Annotated in this window: 19 protein-coding genes and 1 pseudogene; 13 read left to right on the top strand and 7 right to left on the bottom strand. The window is 68.7% G+C overall.

Annotated elements, in window-relative coordinates; all coding sequences use genetic code 11:
* Positions 1 to 12 precede the first annotated feature (12 nt).
* From sufC to CMV14_RS02965, 8 genes and pseudogenes are all read left to right on the top strand, one after another.
* Positions 13 to 696: pseudogene (gene sufC / locus CMV14_RS02930) on the top strand (Fe-S cluster assembly ATPase SufC); the annotation flags it as partial.
* A gap of 169 nt (positions 697 to 865) precedes the next feature.
* A complete protein-coding gene (locus tag CMV14_RS02935) occupies positions 866 to 1948 on the top strand; it encodes a SufB/SufD family protein (RefSeq protein ID WP_066967919.1) in 1083 nt (360 codons plus the stop codon).
* On the top strand, positions 1948 to 3159 hold the full coding sequence (locus CMV14_RS02940; RefSeq protein WP_066967923.1) for a cysteine desulfurase: 1212 nt from the start codon (positions 1948 to 1950) through the stop codon (positions 3157 to 3159). The genes CMV14_RS02935 and CMV14_RS02940 overlap by 1 nt, the downstream gene beginning before the upstream one ends.
* Positions 3156 to 3632 (top strand): SUF system Fe-S cluster assembly protein, encoded by a 477-nt coding sequence (locus CMV14_RS02945; protein ID WP_066967926.1) that lies wholly within the window; start codon positions 3156 to 3158, stop codon positions 3630 to 3632. Before CMV14_RS02940 ends, CMV14_RS02945 begins: the two co-directional genes overlap by 4 nt.
* Before the next feature lie 87 nt (positions 3633 to 3719).
* Positions 3720 to 4073, top strand: coding sequence for a HesB/IscA family protein (locus CMV14_RS02950; RefSeq protein WP_066967930.1), 354 nt, complete (start codon positions 3720 to 3722; stop codon positions 4071 to 4073).
* Between the two features lie 167 nt (positions 4074 to 4240).
* On the top strand, positions 4241 to 4780 hold the full coding sequence (infC, locus tag CMV14_RS02955) for a translation initiation factor IF-3 (protein WP_066967932.1): 540 nt from the start codon (positions 4241 to 4243) through the stop codon (positions 4778 to 4780).
* Positions 4781 to 4919: 139 nt separating this feature from the next.
* Positions 4920 to 5582 (top strand): hypothetical protein, encoded by a 663-nt coding sequence (locus CMV14_RS02960; RefSeq protein ID WP_066967935.1) that lies wholly within the window; start codon positions 4920 to 4922, stop codon positions 5580 to 5582.
* The gene (locus CMV14_RS02965; RefSeq protein WP_066967938.1) at positions 5582 to 6298 is read left to right on the top strand and encodes a DUF4331 family protein; all 717 of its coding nucleotides are present in this window, start codon (positions 5582 to 5584) and stop codon (positions 6296 to 6298) included. Before CMV14_RS02960 ends, CMV14_RS02965 begins: the two co-directional genes overlap by 1 nt.
* On the opposite strand, the gene CMV14_RS02970 is transcribed toward CMV14_RS02965, so the two are convergent.
* From CMV14_RS02970 to pgi, 5 genes are all read right to left on the bottom strand, one after another.
* Positions 6240 to 7484 (bottom strand): HupE/UreJ family protein, encoded by a 1245-nt coding sequence (locus CMV14_RS02970; protein WP_066967941.1) that lies wholly within the window; start codon positions 7482 to 7484, stop codon positions 6240 to 6242. The two genes, CMV14_RS02965 and CMV14_RS02970, sit on opposite strands and share 59 nt — an antisense overlap.
* Entirely contained in the window at positions 7481 to 8812 is a 1332-nt protein-coding gene (locus CMV14_RS02975) for a tetratricopeptide repeat protein (RefSeq protein WP_066967944.1), read from the bottom strand. The genes CMV14_RS02970 and CMV14_RS02975 overlap by 4 nt, the downstream gene beginning before the upstream one ends.
* Complete coding sequence (locus CMV14_RS02980) at positions 8809 to 9423, bottom strand: Pr6Pr family membrane protein (RefSeq protein ID WP_066968050.1); 615 nt, start codon at positions 9421 to 9423, stop codon at positions 8809 to 8811. The genes CMV14_RS02975 and CMV14_RS02980 overlap by 4 nt, the downstream gene beginning before the upstream one ends.
* Positions 9420 to 9806, bottom strand: coding sequence for a VOC family protein (locus CMV14_RS02985; protein ID WP_066967947.1), 387 nt, complete (start codon positions 9804 to 9806; stop codon positions 9420 to 9422). The genes CMV14_RS02980 and CMV14_RS02985 overlap by 4 nt, the downstream gene beginning before the upstream one ends.
* Before the next feature lie 174 nt (positions 9807 to 9980).
* Entirely contained in the window at positions 9981 to 11498 is a 1518-nt protein-coding gene (gene pgi / locus CMV14_RS02990) for a glucose-6-phosphate isomerase (protein WP_176489067.1), read from the bottom strand.
* A gap of 172 nt (positions 11499 to 11670) precedes the next feature.
* On the opposite strand from pgi, the gene CMV14_RS27365 reads away from it, so the two are divergent.
* From CMV14_RS27365 to rsmD, 3 genes are all read left to right on the top strand, one after another.
* The gene (locus CMV14_RS27365; protein WP_066967951.1) at positions 11671 to 12696 is read left to right on the top strand and encodes a cache domain-containing protein; all 1026 of its coding nucleotides are present in this window, start codon (positions 11671 to 11673) and stop codon (positions 12694 to 12696) included.
* Between the two features lie 66 nt (positions 12697 to 12762).
* Complete coding sequence (locus CMV14_RS03000) at positions 12763 to 13632, top strand: pseudouridine synthase (RefSeq protein WP_066967954.1); 870 nt, start codon at positions 12763 to 12765, stop codon at positions 13630 to 13632.
* Positions 13629 to 14150, top strand: a complete 522-nt coding sequence (gene rsmD, locus CMV14_RS03005) for a 16S rRNA (guanine(966)-N(2))-methyltransferase RsmD (protein ID WP_066967957.1) — start codon at positions 13629 to 13631, stop codon at positions 14148 to 14150. The genes CMV14_RS03000 and rsmD overlap by 4 nt, the downstream gene beginning before the upstream one ends.
* A 5-nt stretch (positions 14151 to 14155) precedes the next feature.
* Here the strand turns inward: rsmD and CMV14_RS03010 are convergent, their stop codons facing one another.
* On the bottom strand, positions 14156 to 14710 hold the full coding sequence (locus tag CMV14_RS03010; RefSeq protein ID WP_066967961.1) for a TetR family transcriptional regulator: 555 nt from the start codon (positions 14708 to 14710) through the stop codon (positions 14156 to 14158).
* Positions 14711 to 14884: 174 nt separating this feature from the next.
* Between CMV14_RS03010 and CMV14_RS03015 the strand changes: the two genes are divergently transcribed.
* Both CMV14_RS03015 and CMV14_RS03020 read left to right on the top strand, forming a co-directional pair.
* Positions 14885 to 15406, top strand: a complete 522-nt coding sequence (locus tag CMV14_RS03015) for a carboxymuconolactone decarboxylase family protein (protein ID WP_066967964.1) — start codon at positions 14885 to 14887, stop codon at positions 15404 to 15406.
* Entirely contained in the window at positions 15403 to 15870 is a 468-nt protein-coding gene (locus tag CMV14_RS03020) for a nuclear transport factor 2 family protein (RefSeq protein ID WP_066967967.1), read from the top strand. Before CMV14_RS03015 ends, CMV14_RS03020 begins: the two co-directional genes overlap by 4 nt.
* Here CMV14_RS03020 and CMV14_RS03025 read toward each other — a convergent pair.
* The gene (locus CMV14_RS03025; RefSeq protein WP_066967970.1) at positions 15845 to 16447 is read right to left on the bottom strand and encodes a DUF938 domain-containing protein; all 603 of its coding nucleotides are present in this window, start codon (positions 16445 to 16447) and stop codon (positions 15845 to 15847) included. The two genes, CMV14_RS03020 and CMV14_RS03025, sit on opposite strands and share 26 nt — an antisense overlap.
* Positions 16448 to 16469: the final 22 nt, after the last annotated feature.

A 16469-nucleotide genomic window follows, 5' to 3' on the forward strand; every position in this document is an offset into this window, starting at 1 on the left:
CTCAAGGGGCTGTCGCTGACCATCAACCCCGGCGAGATCCATGCGATTATGGGACCGAATGGCGCGGGCAAGTCGACGCTGTCCTACGTCCTGTCGGGCCGCCCCGGCTATGAGGTGACCGAGGGCAGCGTGACCTTCGACGGCGAGGACCTGCTCGACAAGGCGCCGCATGAGCGCGCGGCCGCCGGGCTGTTCCTGGGATTCCAGTATCCGGTCGAGATTCCCGGCGTCTCCAACGTCCAGTTCCTGCGCGAGGCGCTCAACGCGCAGCGGCGGCTGCGGGGCGAGGAGCCGCTGTCGGGCGGGGACTTCCTGAAGCGCGCGCGGGTGCAGGCCGATGCGCTGGGGCTGAGCATGGACATGCTCAAGCGGCCGGTGAATGTCGGCTTTTCCGGCGGCGAGAAGAAGCGCAACGAGATGGTGCAGATGGGGATCATCGACCCCAGGCTCGCCATCCTCGACGAGACCGACTCCGGCCTCGACATCGATGCGCTGCGTACCGTCGGCCATGGCATCAACACGATCATGCGGAAAGCCGACAAGGCGGTGCTGCTGATCACCCACTATCAGCGGCTGCTCGACTATGTGAAACCGGACTTCGTCCATGTGCTGGCGGCCGGGCGCATCGTCCGCACCGGCGGGGCGGAGCTGGCGCTCGAGCTGGAGCGCGAAGGCTATGGGGCGATCGCGGCGTGAGGATGAGCCACCAGATCCTCCCTATGCGGAGCATGGGGAAGGGGACCGCCGGAACGGCGGTGGAGGGGTCTTCCGACCTGTTCGCCGTCGCGGTCCGTCAGCTCTCGCATAACCCCTCCACCATGCTGCGCATGGTCCCCCTCCCCACCTGCGGTAGGGAGGATATTGCATGACCCTGTCGCTGCCCTCCAGCCATGAGGAAGCATGGCGCTGGTCCGATCTTTCGGGGCTCGGAGCGCTGTCCGTAGCACCTGCTACAGGCACCGCCGCGAACCTCGATTCGCACTGGATAGGGGACGGCCCCCGCCTGCTGTTCGTCGACGGCAGGCTGGACGAGGGCCGCAGCCATCCGGGGCCACTGTCGATCGGTGAGGTCGCTGTGTCGTCCGAGCATCCGCTGGCGAAGCTGGCCACCGGCACCGGCTGGATGCTGTCGCTGGGCAGCAGCGCGGTCGCGGCGAAGCCGGCGATCGAGATCGTCCATGTCGCGACCGGCGGGGCGAGCCATGTCCCTGCGCGGATCGCGCTGGCCGAGGACGCGCATGCCAGCATCGTCGAGACCTATGTCGGCGAGGGCTGGGCCAACCGGCTGACCGCGATCGAGCTGGGCCGGTCGGCACGGCTGATGCGGGCGATCCGCATCGTCCAGAGCTCGGGTTTCACCTCGCTGCGCGACGAGGCACGGCTTGCGGCTGGGGCGAGCCTCGTCACCACCCTGCTCGGCGCAGGCGAGGGCAGCAGCCGGATCGACGCCCATGTCTCGATCGAGGGCGAGGGCGCTTTCGCCGAATATGGCGGCGCGCTGCTCGCCCGCGACAGCCAGCGGCACGACGCGGCGGTGGTCGTCCGCCATGCCGCGCCGGAGGGCGCCAGCCGCCAGCTGTGGCGCGCGGTGGCCGACGACCAGGCGACCGCCAGCATGGCGGCGCGGGTCGAGGTGGCGCGCGACGCGCAGAAGACCGACGGCGAGCAGAGCCTGCGCGGGCTGATGCTCAAGCGCACCGCGACGATCAACCTCAAGCCCGAGCTGGAGATTTTCGCCGACGACGTGAAGTGCGCGCATGGCGCGACGGTCGGCGAACTGGACGCGCAGGCTCTGTTCTACATGACCTCGCGCGGGATTACCCCCGATCGGGCCAAGGCGCTGCTGACCCAGGCCTTCATCGCCGACGCGATCAGCCGGATCGGCGAAGAGGCCGCGCGGGAGGCGTTCCAGGCCGATGCCGAGGCGTGGCTGGAGGGGCGCGGCTGATGGCAACCATCAATCTCACCCGGACCAGCCGCCGCGCCGATTTCCCGGCGATCCCCGACGGGTGGCATTATCTCGACACCGCCGCGACCGCGCAGAAGCCGCAGGCGGTGATCGACGCGATCGCGACCGCCTACGGCCGCGACTATGCGACCGTCCATCGCGGCGTCTATCGCCGCTCGGCCGACATGACGATCGCCTATGAGGCGGCGCGCCAACGGGTCGCGAGCTTTCTCAACGCCCGCAGTGCCGACGAAGTGGTGTTCGTGCGCGGCGCGACCGAGGCGATCAACCTCGTCGCCCAGACATGGGGCGTGGCCAATCTGAAGGCTGGCGACCGCATATTGCTGTCGCAGCTCGAGCATCATTCGAACATCGTCCCCTGGCAGATGCTGGCCGAGCGGGTCGGCGCCGAGATCGACGTCTGTCCGCTGACCGAAGACGGCCGGATCGACCTCGACGCCGCGCAGGCGATGCTGACCGACAGGCACAGGCTGGTCGCGCTCGCCCATGTCTCGAACGTGCTCGGCTCGGTGCTCGACGCGAAGCGCGCAACCCGGCTCGCCCATGCGGTCGGCGCGAAGATATTGATCGACGGCTGCCAGGCGGTGCCGCGCATCGGCGCCGACCTGCGCGAGATCGGCTGCGACTTCTATGTCTTCTCGGGCCACAAGCTCTACGGGCCGACCGGGATCGGCGTGCTGTGGGCGAAGGGTGAGCTGCTCGATGCGATGCCACCCTGGCAGGGCGGCGGATCGATGATCGACCGGGTCACCTTCGCGAAGACGACATGGGCGCCCGCACCGCAGCGGTTCGAGGCGGGCACGCCCAACATTGTCGGCGCGCTCGGCCTCCACGCCGCGATCGACTATGTCGAGGCGATCGGGCTGCCGCTGATTCATGCGCATGAGGTGGCGCTGGTGCGCGCGGCGCGGGCGGCGCTGTCGGGGATCAACAGCGTGCGGCTGTTCGGTCCCGAGGATTCGGCCGGGATCGTGAGCTTCGCGATCGAGGGGGTGCATCCCCATGATATCGGCACCATATTGGACGAAGCCGGGGTGGCCATCCGGGCGGGGCATCATTGCGCCCAGCCGCTGATGGACCATCTCGATATCCCCGCCACGGCGCGGGCAAGCTTCGGCATCTATAATGACGAGGATGATGTCGCCGCGCTGGCGCGGGGCATCGAACGGGTGACGCGGATTTTCGGATGATGGACGAACATAGCAGCGAAGCGGGCAAGATCCAGGTCGAGGAGGTGGACGCCGTGGCGCCGCCGCCGAAGGCCCGCGTGGACATGGCGGACGAGGCGGAGCGCAAGCCCGACTATCTGGAGGGCTTCCTGTCGCAGAAGCCGGCGACGGCCGCCACGGGCGAGCCGGGGGGCGACGTCTATGAAGGCGTGATCGACGCGCTCAAGGAGATCTACGATCCCGAAATCCCGGTGAACATCTATGAGCTGGGGCTGATCTACGGGGTCGACGTCACCGCCGACAACCATGTCGTGGTGACGATGACGCTGACCACCCCGCATTGCCCGGTCGCCGAATCGATGCCGGGCGAGGTGGAGCTGAGGGTCGGCGCGGTGCCCGGCGTGGGCTCGGCCGAGGTCAACCTGGTCTGGGACCCGCCGTGGGACCCGCAGAAGATGTCGGACGAGGCCAAGCTTGAACTGGGGATGTTGTAGGATGCAGTCCTGCTTCCCATTTCTTCGTCATTCCAGCGAAGGCTGGGGTGGCGGATTTGGCACGAGCGGGTTTGGAGTTTTGAACGGATGACCACCACCACCCGCCAGCGCCCTGCCGCGCTGATCCTCACTCCCTCCGCGGAGGCGCGGATCGCCGCGCTGATGGCGTCGGCGCCTGAAGGCGCGATCGGCGTCAAGCTGTCCACGCCGCGGCGCGGCTGCTCGGGCCTGGCCTATTCGGTCGACTATGTCAGCGAGGCCGATCCGTTCGACGAGAAGATCGAGACGCCGGGCGGCCTGTTCTTCGTCGATGGCGGCTCGCTGCTCTACCTGATCGGATCGACGATGGACTGGGTGGAGGACGATTTCACCGCCGGCTTCGTCTTCCAGAATCCGAATGCCAAGGGCAGCTGCGGCTGCGGCGAGAGCTTCACCGTCTGAGATCGGGTGAGGTGCGCCGGCAGGCCTGCGTGGCGCCGGCTGACGCATGCCGGACACAGCCCGCGACAAAGCGTTGCGGAACATGCGTGCCCATCTTCCAAAATGGCGCGTTAGGGCATATATCGCGCGCGTAAACCACGACAGGAGATACCGCTATACGTCCCCCGATGATGCGCCGCCCGCTGGGGCAGCCGCCTATGCCGCTCAACGGCCCTCGCTATAATGAGTTCATCCAGTCGCCGAAGGTGCGGGTGATCGACGAAGAAGGCGAGAATCTGGGCGTGATGTATACGCGCGAGGCGATGGAGCAGGCCCAGGAGGTCGGCCTCGATCTGGTCGAGGTGTCGCCCAACGCCGATCCGCCGGTGTGCAAGTTCCTCGATGTCGGCAAGTTCAAGTACGAGGCCCAGAAAAAGGCCAATCTTGCCCGGAAGTCGCAGAAGACGCAGGAGATCAAGGAGATCAAGATGCGTCCGAACATCGACGACCATGACTATGAAACCAAGATGAAGAAAATCCACGAGTTCATCGACGAGGGCGACAAGGTGAAGGTCACCCTGCGCTTTCGCGGTCGCGAGCTCGCGCATGGCCAGCTTGGCATGCAGGTGCTGCAGCGCGTCCAGGCCGACATGGCGGAAACCGCCAAGGTCGAGCAGTTCCCGCGCATGGAAGGCCGCCAGATGCTGATGGTGATCGCGCCCAAATAAGCGCGATCGGCGGGCCGCTCCGGCGGCCCGCGACCCGGCCGGTTAACATCCCTTAATTTTTGTGATGTTTGTCACCGCGCCGACTCCACGAATCGGCTAGCTTAAGTCATCATTGCCCTAACGGAACAGGGGAACCGCGATGACTGGCTGGTTGGGGCGCGCGCTGCTCGGCAGCGCGGCGATAGCTTTGGTCGCAGGTGTTTTTGTCGTTGCGGCCGATCGCGGCGCCCGCGCGGCCGATCATCTCGATCCCCCGGCGCGCACCGACCCGGCCGTCGACACCACGCCCGACAAGGCGGCGGACATCGCCGACGTCTATGCCTGGCATACCCCCACCGATCTGGTGATCGCGGTTACCTTCGCAGGGCCGCAGGCGAGCAACCTGCCGGCCACCTATGACCGCGACATGCTCTACACGATCAACATCTCCAATGATGACGTGACCTTCACCCCCGAGGTCCAGATACATTTCCGCTTCGGCCAGAACGGCTCCGCCACCGGGGTCCAGTTCACCGGAGTCCCCGGCACCACTGGCGCGATCGAAGGTCCGGTGGAGGCCGACCTGCGCCAGGGCCAGTCGGTGGTGCGCGCGGGGCTGTTCGACGACCCGTTCTTCTTCGACCTGGAGGGCTTCCGCGCGACCCGCGCGACCGGGGCGCTGAGCTTTCGCAGCAACCGCAATTTCTTCGCCGGGCAGAACCTGACCGCCGGGGTGGTGCAATTTCCCCGATCGGCGATCGACACCGGCAGCGGCAAGATCCGCATCTGGGCGACCAGTGCCCGCTTCGGGGGGAATATCTGATGCACGCCCTCCACACGATGACTGCGCTGGCCGCGCCGCTGCTGCTGCTCACGGCGTGCGGCGGCGGCGACAGCAACAGCAGCCCGGCGCCAACGCCGACGCCCGCCGCCGCGACGCCGACGCCTTCCTCGGCCCAGCCGCCCGCACCGCCGGGCGCCAATTTCGATGTGCTGTCCTGCCTGTCGCAGACCGTGGTGCCGGGCCGGACCCTGGCCGACATCGTGGTCCCCGATTCGATCCAGATCGATTTCAATCAGCCGTCGGGCTTCCCGAACGGACGGCGGCTCGAGGATCCGGTGATCGACGTCACCCTGGCGGCGCTGTTCCTCGATCTGCGCCGCGAGCCGGTGACGCGTTTCTTCGCGCTGCCGCTCAACCCGCCGGCGAACGATTTGCCGTTCCGGCCCGTCTTCCCCTACCTGGCGGCGGCGCAGGGCAATCCGCCGCTGGGATCGGTCGCGACATCGGGCTTCAACTTCCGCACCGATCCGCCATCGGCCTATGTGCGGGTCGACCGGATGGGGATGCCGGCCGTGGCGACGGCGGTGATCAGCGGCACGATGAAGGTCCGCTACAACGATGCTGATCCGCGCGACGACAGCAATCTGAGGTTCCTCGACGACATCAGCTATACGCTGAAAGGCCTGACCGACGCGCTTAGCGACGATTTGGCCGGGGGCGGCTTCCAGATGTGCGCCACGCGTAAAACGAGCTGACCAGCAGCAGCGGCAGCAGCCAGGGCGCGCGGCCCAGCGCGTCGTCGACGAAGCGGGCGGCGGCGATCTCTGTGTCCGACAGCCGTTCGGCCAGCCAGAGCAGCGCGGCGATGGCGATAACGATCGCGCCGCCGATCCTCAGCGCATCATAGCGCCCGGCCCTTGCCAGCAGGGCCAGCGGCGGCGCGACGAGCGCCACCAGCGCCAGCTGGACCAGCTCGATGCCGAGGTTGAAGCCGAGGATGGCCAGCGCCCTGGAGCCCGGATCGAGCGAGAAATGGCCGATGATCGTCGCGAAGGCGAGGCCGTGGACCAGCCCGAAGCCCGCCGCGACCAGCGGCTCGCGCCCGGCGAAGATCGGCCGCCAGCCATGGACGGCGGTGATCAGGATCGACAGGGCGATCAGCGCCTCGACCGGCTGGGCGGGAAGCTGCCAGCCGAACAGCGCGCCGCCGATCAGGGTGAGCGAATGGCCGATGGTGAAGGCGGTGACGATCAGCGCCAGCGACCGGAGCGTGTGCCGCGCGCCGGCATAGCCCGCCCATCTGCCATGCGCTGCGAGCAGCGGTGCGGGCAGCAGCAGGCCGAGCAGGAACAGCAGATGGTCATGTCCCTCGGCGATATGCTTGATGCCGAGGCCGACCGCCGCGCCGAAGCCGCGCCAGCCGCTGGGTGCGCCGCGATCGATCACCGTCTCCGCATTGCCCTGGCGGAGCCCGGCGAGCAGTTCGGGCCGGTGGCCGAGCCGCCCGCCGTCATAATCGTCCTTGAGCCAGACCAGCGCGAAATGGCTGGGCACCCGGCCGAGCACCGCGTCATAGCGCAGGGTGAGGTGTCGTACCGGCGCGCCGGGGGGCGGCGCGAGGAGTATCGTCGCCTCGAGATCGGGCACGGGCGAGCCTCCGGTCCGGGCCGAGACGAGCCGGGCGCTCCAGCCCCGCCCATCGGGGCCCCGCGCGCCGATATGGCCGAGCAGCCAGCGGCCCAGCGCCTCGGGCGGCGCGGCAGCGAGGGCGGGTTCGGCATAGCGCAGTTCGCCCAGCGGGATGACGATATCGGCGCGGATCGCGGTGCGGCCGATCGACAGGCCGATCTCGCTGTTCGGGGTGAGGTGGGCTGCTGCAATGGTGGGCCAGAGCAGCGCGGCGGCGACCAGCCACAGCAGGCGGGCGGCGGCCGCGCTCAATGGCCGAACCACAGCAGCGCCGCGCTGGCATCGGCGGCATGGGGATCGATCGCGAGCGCCGTCTCGCGCTCGCGGTCGGCCTCATCGGCGCGTCCGAGCAATAGCAGCGCCTGCGATGCGGCGAGGTGGCTCTCGGCCGAGACCCAGCCCGAGGCGAAGGCGGGCCTAAGCGCCGCCAGCGCGCCTTGCGGATCGTTGTTGGCGATTAGCGCCCAGGCGAGCGTGGTACGCGGCAGGCCATAGGGCCGGGCGGCGACATCGGCGCGCGCATAGGCGAGCGCCTTCCTCGGATCGCCGAAGGCGAGTTCATGTTCTGCGGCATGGCCGGCGGCGGCCTCTGGGAACAGGCGGTAGCGTTCGGCCCAGATCGCGCCGGCACGATCGGCCCAGAGCTTTGCGCGCGCGGCTTCGCCGCCCGCCCGGTAGAGCGAGGCGAGCGCATCCATCGCCTCCGGGCTGGCCGATGTCCGCGCGATTCGCCCGAAAGCGGCGATCGCCTTCGGCTCGCGGCCTTCGAGCGCGTCGATCTGCGCGCGGTGGGCCTCGATCAGCCACCAGCCGGGAAACAGGCGCGCGGCGCGGTCGAAATGGCGCGCCGCCGCAGCCCGGTCGCCGCGCCGCAATTCGATCGCCCCGCGCCGCAAGGCCAGATCGGCGAGCAGCTGGGCATTGGGCAGCCGCGCTGCGCGCTCGACCCCGTCGATCAGCCCCAGCGCCTCATCGGCTTTGCCGGTGCGCGCGGCCAGTTCGGCGCGCCGCAGCGCGATGCCGGGGGCAGCGGGATCGGCCCCCGATGCCGCATAGCGGGCGTGGGCCCCGGCGGTGTCGCCGCGATAGAAGGCGATGTCCCCGCGCACCAGCCGCAGCTCGGTCATGTCCTCGATCTCGGGCCGCACCGCATATTGGTCGATCGCGTCGGCCATCTGCTCGGCTAGGCCCAGCCGATGCATCGCCATCGCCAGCGCGAGCTGGGTTAGATGTGGGCCGGTGCCCTTGTCGGCGACCGCGAAGCCGCGATCGAGCGCCGCCTGGGCGGCGGCATAGTCGGCGAAGCCGCCGGTCAGTCGGGCGCGGGCGATATGGGCATTGGCCAGCCGCTCCTGGAAAAGCCATTCGCCCGGATGATCGCGGGCCAGCTGTTCCGCCCCGGTCAGGACGGCGTCGGCCCGGTCAATCGCCACCGCATGGCTGCGCGGCCCGCTGTTGCTGGGCTGGCGATCGACGGGCGGTGGCGGCGCGCCGTAACGGCCATACAGCCAGCCGGCGCCCGCCACCAGCAGCAGCGCCGCGACGGTCAGCAGCAGCCAGTGCCCGAGCGGCCTCTTCATGTACGCGCCAGCCGCAGGTCGATCGCGCGCAGCGCATGGCCGACCGCGAAGAACAGGAAGCCGAGCGCGGCGATATTGGCGAGGGTGCGGGCGTAGCCGAACTGGCCGGCATCGAGGAAGAAATAGGGATAGAAGCCGTCGATGGCCCCGCGCGCCAGGCTCCAGCCGGCAAAGATCAGCGGAAACACTATCCAGCGCAGCGGCGCCACGGGATCGATGCCGCCATGCGGCGGAAAGGCGATCCAGCAGGCGAGCCAGGCGGCTGGCGTCACCGTGTGGAGCAGCAGATTGCCCCACCAGCCCAGCGCGCCGGGCGGAACCATATGGCCGAGCAGCAGATGGAAGACGATCGCCACGACGAGGATGTGGAGGCTGATCGCGGTCCGCACCGCCGGCCGCGTCGCCCAGCGATGGAGGCGGCCTCGCCCCAGCGCGACGCCGATTGCGGCGGCGGCGACGAGCGCGTTGGTCTGGATGGTGAAATAGCTGAGGAAACGAATGCTGTAATAGAGCATGTCGACGTCGCGGGTGAGCAGGATCGCATAATGGAGCGCGATCCCGGCCAGGGCGGACAGCGCCACCAGCGCATGGGCGAGGCGGACGATGCTCATGCCGTTGCCGGCGGCTCCCACAGTTCTATGGCGTTGCCCTCGGGATCGTGGATGCGGGCGAAGCGGCCGGTTTCGGGGGCATCCCATTCGGCGCGGGTCTCGACCGCGATTCCGGCGGCTTTCAGCGTGGCGATCAGCGCATCGATCCCCTCGACCCTCAGGTTGATCATGAACTGTTTGTCGGCGGCGAAATAATCACTGTCCGCGCGGAACGGGGCGAACACCATCGGCCCGCCGCGAACGGTCCAATACCATTCGGACGGATCGCCCTCGCCGCTCGCATCGCAGCCAGCGCCGACGCCGAGATGGTCGCGATACCAGGCGTTGAGCGCATCGGGGTCCGTTGCCCGGAAGAACAGCCCGCCCATGCCGATCACGCCCATATGCGCTTCCCCTGCCTGTCCCGCGCATCCCAGCGATAAGCCAGGATTGTTGCAAGCGGATTCGCCAGTTCCTTCGTCATCCCGGCGGGAGCCGGGATCTCCCTTCCCTTCGTGCGGGACAAGAAGGCAGTGGGATTCCAGCTTTCGCTGGCATGAGGGGGGCAGGACGGGGTCTTACCCCAGGGCGCGGGCGATCAGCGCCCTTGTCGAGGGGTCGAAGCGGTCGGTGCCTTCGCTCTCGATCGACCGGGCGATCTCCTTGCCTAGCTCGACGCCGAACTGGTCGAACGGGTTGATCCCCATCAGCACCGCATTGGCGAAGGTGCGATGCTCGTAGAAGGCGAGCAGCGCGCCGAGCCGCGCGGCATCGACCCGGTCGAGCAGGATCGTGGTCGAGGGCCGGTCGCCGGGATAGGCGCGGGCCGGATCGCCATCATTGGCCTTGCCCGCCATCAGTGCCGCGCCCTGCGCGAAGCAGTTGACCAGCAGGGTGCGGTGGTGCGCCTCGTCGAGCGGATGATCGGGCTCGATCGCGGCGACGAACTCGACGGGAACGAGACGGGTGCCCTGGTGGAGCAGCTGGAAGACGGCATGCTGCGCGTCGGTGCCGACGCCGCCCCAGGTGATCGCGGCGGTGGGCGTGTCGACCGGCGATCCGTCGGCCTTCACCCGCTTGCCGTTCGATTCCATCTCCAGCTGCTGGAGATAGGAGGGCAGCAGCCGCAGCCGCTCGTCATAGGCGAAGACCGCGCGGGTCTCGGCGCCGCGCGCGACCGAATAATATTGGTCGACGAAGGCGGCGAGCAGCGGCAGGTTCGCCTCCGCCGGGGCGAGCCGGAAATGCCGGTCCATCGCCGCCGCGCCCTCCAGCAGGCTTTCGAACGCGTCCCAGCCCAGCGCCAGCGCCGCCGGGAAGCCGATCGACGACCATAAGGAATAGCGGCCGCCGACGCTTTCGGCGAAGGGCAGGATACGGGTCTCGTCGACGCCCCATTCCACCGCCTTGTCGGGCGCGGCGGTCAGCGCGATCACCCGTGCATAGGGATCGTCGACATTGTCCTCCTCCATCCAGGCGAGCACGCTGCGCGCGTTGAGCATCGTCTCGGTGGTGGTGAAGGTCTTGGAGGCAACCACCAGCAGCGTCGCCTGCGGATCGAAGCGCTCGAACACCTCGTCGAGCGCGGCGCCGTCGACATTCGACACCACCGCCACCTCATAGCGGTCGCTGTTGCGGCCGAGCGCGTCGACCAGCAGGTCCGGCCCCAGCGCCGATCCGCCGATGCCGACATGGAGGATGTGGCGGATCGGGCCGAACGCCTCGGCCTCGATCGCGTCGATCATGCCCCGCATCCGCGCGTGGAACTGACGGGCGCGGGCGACGCTGTCGGGGGCACCACTGCCCCGTTCGGCGGGGTGCTCGGCGGCCCGGCCTTCCGTTACGTTCACCGCCTCCCCCGCGAACAGCGCGTCGCGCCTGGCCGCGAAGCCGCTCGCGTCGGCCAGCGCGGTGAAGCGGGCGATCAGCTCCGTCGAAATATGGGTCTTGGAGAAATCGAACAGCAGCCCGGCCTCCTCGATCGCCAGCCGCGACAGGCGGTCGGGTTCGGCGGTGAAGAGGTCGGTCAGGCTCGTCGCCGGCGCCTGGCGGATCGCTTCCCAGGCGGCGTTCGGGGAGGCTGGGGCCTCGCTCATGATGTCATTCTCCATAGTGCAGTGCAGCGAATGGCGGATTTTGGTGGAATTCGACGTATCCGCTTACCTTTTGTTCACCATTTACGGTCACCTTCTTTCTCTGAAAGAGCAACCGAATCCATCACTATGATGCCGAGGGTGCCGCAAACGGGGTCGGATCGGGAGACCACGCATGCAGGATGATATCTTGCGCCTGGCCTATGAGGTCTCGCGCATCACGGAAGAAAAGGTCGATCGTATCGACCGGGTGATGAAGCAGACCGGCATGCTGGCGATCAACGCCCGGCTGGAGGCGGCGCGCGCCGGCGAGGCGGGGCGCGCCTTCTCGGTCGTCGCGCAGGAATTGGGGGCGCTGGCCACCGCCATCTCGGGAATCGGCGCGGAGTTGCGCTCGGCGATCGCGTCGAACATCGCCTCGCTGCGCACCGCCGGCAGCCAGATGCTGGTCGATTTCAAGGGCACCCGCCATACCGATCTCGCCCGATCGGCGGTCGAGATCATCGATCGCAACCTCTATGAACGCTCGTGCGACGTGCGCTGGTGGGCGACCGACAGCTCGGTGACCCAGGTGCTCGAGGATCCCAGCACCGCCAATATCGCGCACGCGACCGAGCGGCTGGCGACGATCCTGCGCAGCTACACCGTCTATCTCGACCTTTGGGTGGCCGACCGCCACGGCCGCGTGATCGCCACCGGGCGGCCCGACAGCTATCCCGACGCGATCGGGCAGAATGTCGCCGGCGAGGACTGGTTCCGCGCGGCGATGGGAACCCAGACCGGCGACGATTTCCGCGTCTGCGACATCTCGACCAACCCGACGCTGGGCCAGGCCCAGGTGGCGACCTACTCGACCGCGGTGCGCGAGGGCGGCCGCACCCGTGGCACGCCGATCGGCGCGCTCGGCATCTTCTTCGACTGGGCGCCCCAGGCCGCCGCGATCCTCGACGGAATCGGCCTGTCGCCGGCCGAGCGCACCACATCGCGCCTGATGCTGCTCGACGCGACCCACCGAATCATCGCCTCGTCGGACGGACAGGGTATCTGCACCGAGCATTATCCGCTCCAGACCGAACGGCGCGAGAGCGGCTATTACCAGCGCGACGGCAAGCTGATCGCCTTCGCCCTGACCCCCGGTTACGAGACCTATCGCGGCCTCGGCTGGCTGGGTTGCATCGAAAGCGAGATGGTCGACGATTAGACGATTGGCGTCGCCCCGACGGACGCTGAACTGGCGCTTCCCACGGCACATCGCTACAGAGCGGCGATGCGTCCTCCCAAGAAGCCGTCCGGAAATCCCATACCGCCGCCCAAGCTTGGCCGCCGACAGGCGCGCGGCCTGGCCCGGCCGGTCAAGCCGTCGGTTCCCCACCCCGCCCGCGCCGCCGCCGCCAAGGGCGGCAAGGAGCCGCAGCGCATCGCCAAGCTGCTGGCCCGAGCCGGCATCGCCTCGCGCCGCGAGATCGAGCGGATGATCGTCGAGGGGCGGGTCGCGATCGACGGCAATGCGATCGATACCCCCGCCACCCTGCTGACCTCGCTGAAAGGCGTGACCGTTGACGGCAAGCCGGTAGCGGCGCCCGAGGCGACCCGGCTGTTCCTGTTCCACAAGCCCAAGGGCCTGCTCACCACCGAGCGCGATCCCAAGGGGCGGCCGACCATCTACGACAGGCTGCCGGCGGGCCTGCCCCGCGTCATGCCGATCGGCCGGCTCGACCTGAACACCGAAGGGCTGCTGCTGCTCACCACCGATGGCGAGTTCAAGCGCCAGCTGGAGCTGCCGGCGACCGGGGTGGAGCGGGTCTATCGCGCCCGTGCCTATGGCAACGTCACCCAGGACCAGCTCGAATCGCTGATCGAGGGGGTCGAGATCGACGGGGTCCGCTACGGATCGATCGACGCGAACATGGAACGGCGCACCGGCGCCAATGTCTGGATCGAGATGAAGCTGCGCGAGGGCAAGAACCGCGAAGTTCGCCGCGTGCTCGAATATCTCGGCCTCGAGGTGTCACGCCTGATCCGCATCGCCTATGGCCCGTTCGAGCTGGGCGATCTCCAGCCGGGCGAGGTGGGCGAGATATTGCAGCACCAGCTCGTCGCCTTCCGCAAGACGCTGAAGGCCGCGAAGCCGGCATGAGGATCATCGCCGGCCAATGGCGCGGGCGGCCATTGCTGGCGCCCGAGGGGCAGGCGACGCGCCCGACCGCCGACCGCACCCGCGAGGCGCTGTTCTCTATGCTGACCAGCCGTCTGGGCAGCTTCGAGGGGCTGAAGGTGGCCGATATCTGCGCGGGGACCGGGGCGCTGGGCCTGGAGGCGCTGTCGCGCGGCGCGGCGCATTGCGTGTTCGTCGAGCGCGACCGTACCGCGATCGAGGCACTGCGCGCCAATATCGCCAGGCTGGGCGCGGATGCCGAGGTGCGCCCGGTCGCGGCCGAGGGGTTCGCCGGCGGGCCGTTCGATCTTGTGTTGGTCGATCCGCCCTACGGCACCGGCCTGGGGCAGAAGATACTCCCGAAGATCGGCCTCGCGCCTGGCGGCTGGGCCAGCATCGAGACCGCGAAGACCGAAGAGGTCGCCGTGCCGGGCTTCACCGTGGAAGCCGAGCGGGTGCATGGCAAGGCCCGCATCACGCTGCTCCGCGCGGAAAGCTGAGCGGCTCAGGCCGCGGCCGCCTGAACCCGGGAGCGCGCCGCCGCCGCGACCGATGGCGCAGTCGATTCGAGCAGAGCGAGGCCGTTGACGATCGCCAGCATCATCGCGGCGGCGCTGCGCGAGGCGGTGCCGGCCGGGAAATGGACGCTGCGCACGATCCAGTCGGTCCAGCCTTCGGCGATCTTCGACGCCGCGCGCGCATGAAGGGCGTCGCCGCGCGTCGCGCGGGCCGCGACCTCGAACCACAGTTCGACGAAAGGCCGCGCTTCGGGCTTCGCCATCAGCGCGAGGGTGTGGCCCACCATCAGATGCGGCGGGATGCGGACATTGCGGGTGCTGTCGGCCAGATAGGCGGCGAAGCGATGGGCGACGCAGCCCAGCACATCGTCGAGCAGCGCCGCCTTCGTCCCGAAATAATAGAGCAGCATGCGATCACTGGTGCCGAGCTTTGCCGCCGCCGGGCGCAGCGACAGTGCATCGAGCCCGCCCTGCAGGGCAAGGTCGGCCAGCGCTTCGGTAAGCCCGGCGCGCCTGGCGCCGCGAGCCGTAGATATTTCCATGTGCGAATCCCCCGATTGCCCGAGGCAATGTAGCAGACGCTACAGGCTCGTGCACGGCGGGAATCGTGAACTTTTGTGTCGAACCGGGGCGAATTCCTGCTTTTTCGACCTAGCCAATCTGCCGGGTGCGGGATTCGGGCGCCGCGCCGACAATCATCACGAGAGGAGAATGACATGGCGCGAATCGAACTTCCGGACGGCAACGAACCCGATCGGGCCCGGATGTGGCAGATGATCGCGCCCGACATCGGCACGGCGGCGGAGCGCTTCAGCGAGGCGATCCAGCGTGAGTCGATCGTCCCCGTGCCGGAGCATGAGGCGGCGCGCATTCGCATCGCCCACATCAACGGCTGCGAGCCCTGCTCCGACGCGCGCATCGCCGACATGGATGCCTTCGGGCTCGACGAGGCCTTCTACAATGACGTCGACGATCCCGCGCTGCGCCACCGTTATGCCCCCCGTGTCCGCCTCGCCATCGGCTTTGCCGAGCGCTTCGCGGAAGGGGCGCAGGCCTTCGACGACGCCTTCTGGGCCGAACTGCGCAAAGGCTTCAGCGATGCCGAGATCATCGACCTCGCCGCCTCCTGCGCCAAATGGCTCGGCCTCGGCCGGATCAACGCGGTGCTCGATCTCAGCGTCGCCTGCCCGATCCGTATCACCCCATCGCGCAACGCCCGCCCGATCGCCGCGGCATGAGCCCAGGGGAGCTGGCCGATTGTGCCGCGCTGACCGACCTGGTCCATCGCTACGCCGCGACGATCGACGATCGCGATCTCGACGGGCTGGCGGCCTGCTTCGCGGAAGGGGCCGTCGCCGACTATGACGGCGGCACCCGGCTGGAGGGCCGCGCCGCGATCCGCGCCTTCATGGATCGGGCGTTTCGCGAGGGGATCGGCATGGCGACCCCCTCGACCCATATGATGAGCAACATACTGATCAGCGTCGATGGCGACGAAGCCGTGATCCGCACCAGCGCGATCGCCTGCCTCACCAACCGGCCCGGCTTCGTCACGGTGCGCGGCCTGCGCTATATCGACCGCTGCGTGAAGGAGGCGGGCCGCTGGCGCTTCGCCCATCGCCGCCATGTCTGCGACTGGCAGTTCGATGCCCCGGCGGGCACCATCGCCTCGGGCGTCAGCGCTTCCGCAGCAGCAGGCTGAGGTTGTTCGCCGGCATCGGGTGGACCGCCTCAAGCGCGAGCCCGTGGCTTTCGGCCAGCGCGGCGACCTCCTCCACCCGGCGCAATCCCCAGCGCGGATCGCGGCTCTTCAGGCTTGCGTCGAAGGCAAGGTTGCTGGGCGCGGTCTCGACCCCTTGCTGAAGATGGGGACCGTAGAGAAACAGCGGCGCGCTACAGGCGAGCAGACGGCCCGCGCCCGCCATCAGCCCCATCGTCGCTTCCCACGGGCTGATATGCACCATGTTGATGCACAGCATCGCGTCGGCGCGCTCGATCGGCCAGTTGGAGGCGCTGGCGTCGAGCAGCAGCGGCGGGCGCAGGTTGGGCAGGCGTGCGGTCTCCGCCCAAGCGCGGATCGACGCGAGGGCGGAGGGATCGGGATCGCTGGGGATCCATTGCAGCGTCGGGAAGATCCCGGCGAAATGAATCGCATGCTCGCCGGTGCCGCTCGCCACTTCGAGGACGGTGCCGGTCGCGGGCAGGACGTTCCGCAGGATGGCGGCGATCGGCTCGCGGTTCCGCTCGGTGGCGGGGGCGTGGCGGCGGGCGTCGGGCATCAATTGCTCCTGTTCCTCCCCG

The organism is Rhizorhabdus dicambivorans, assembly GCF_002355275.1.
In the GTDB taxonomy this organism is placed as follows: domain Bacteria; phylum Pseudomonadota; class Alphaproteobacteria; order Sphingomonadales; family Sphingomonadaceae; genus Rhizorhabdus; species Rhizorhabdus dicambivorans.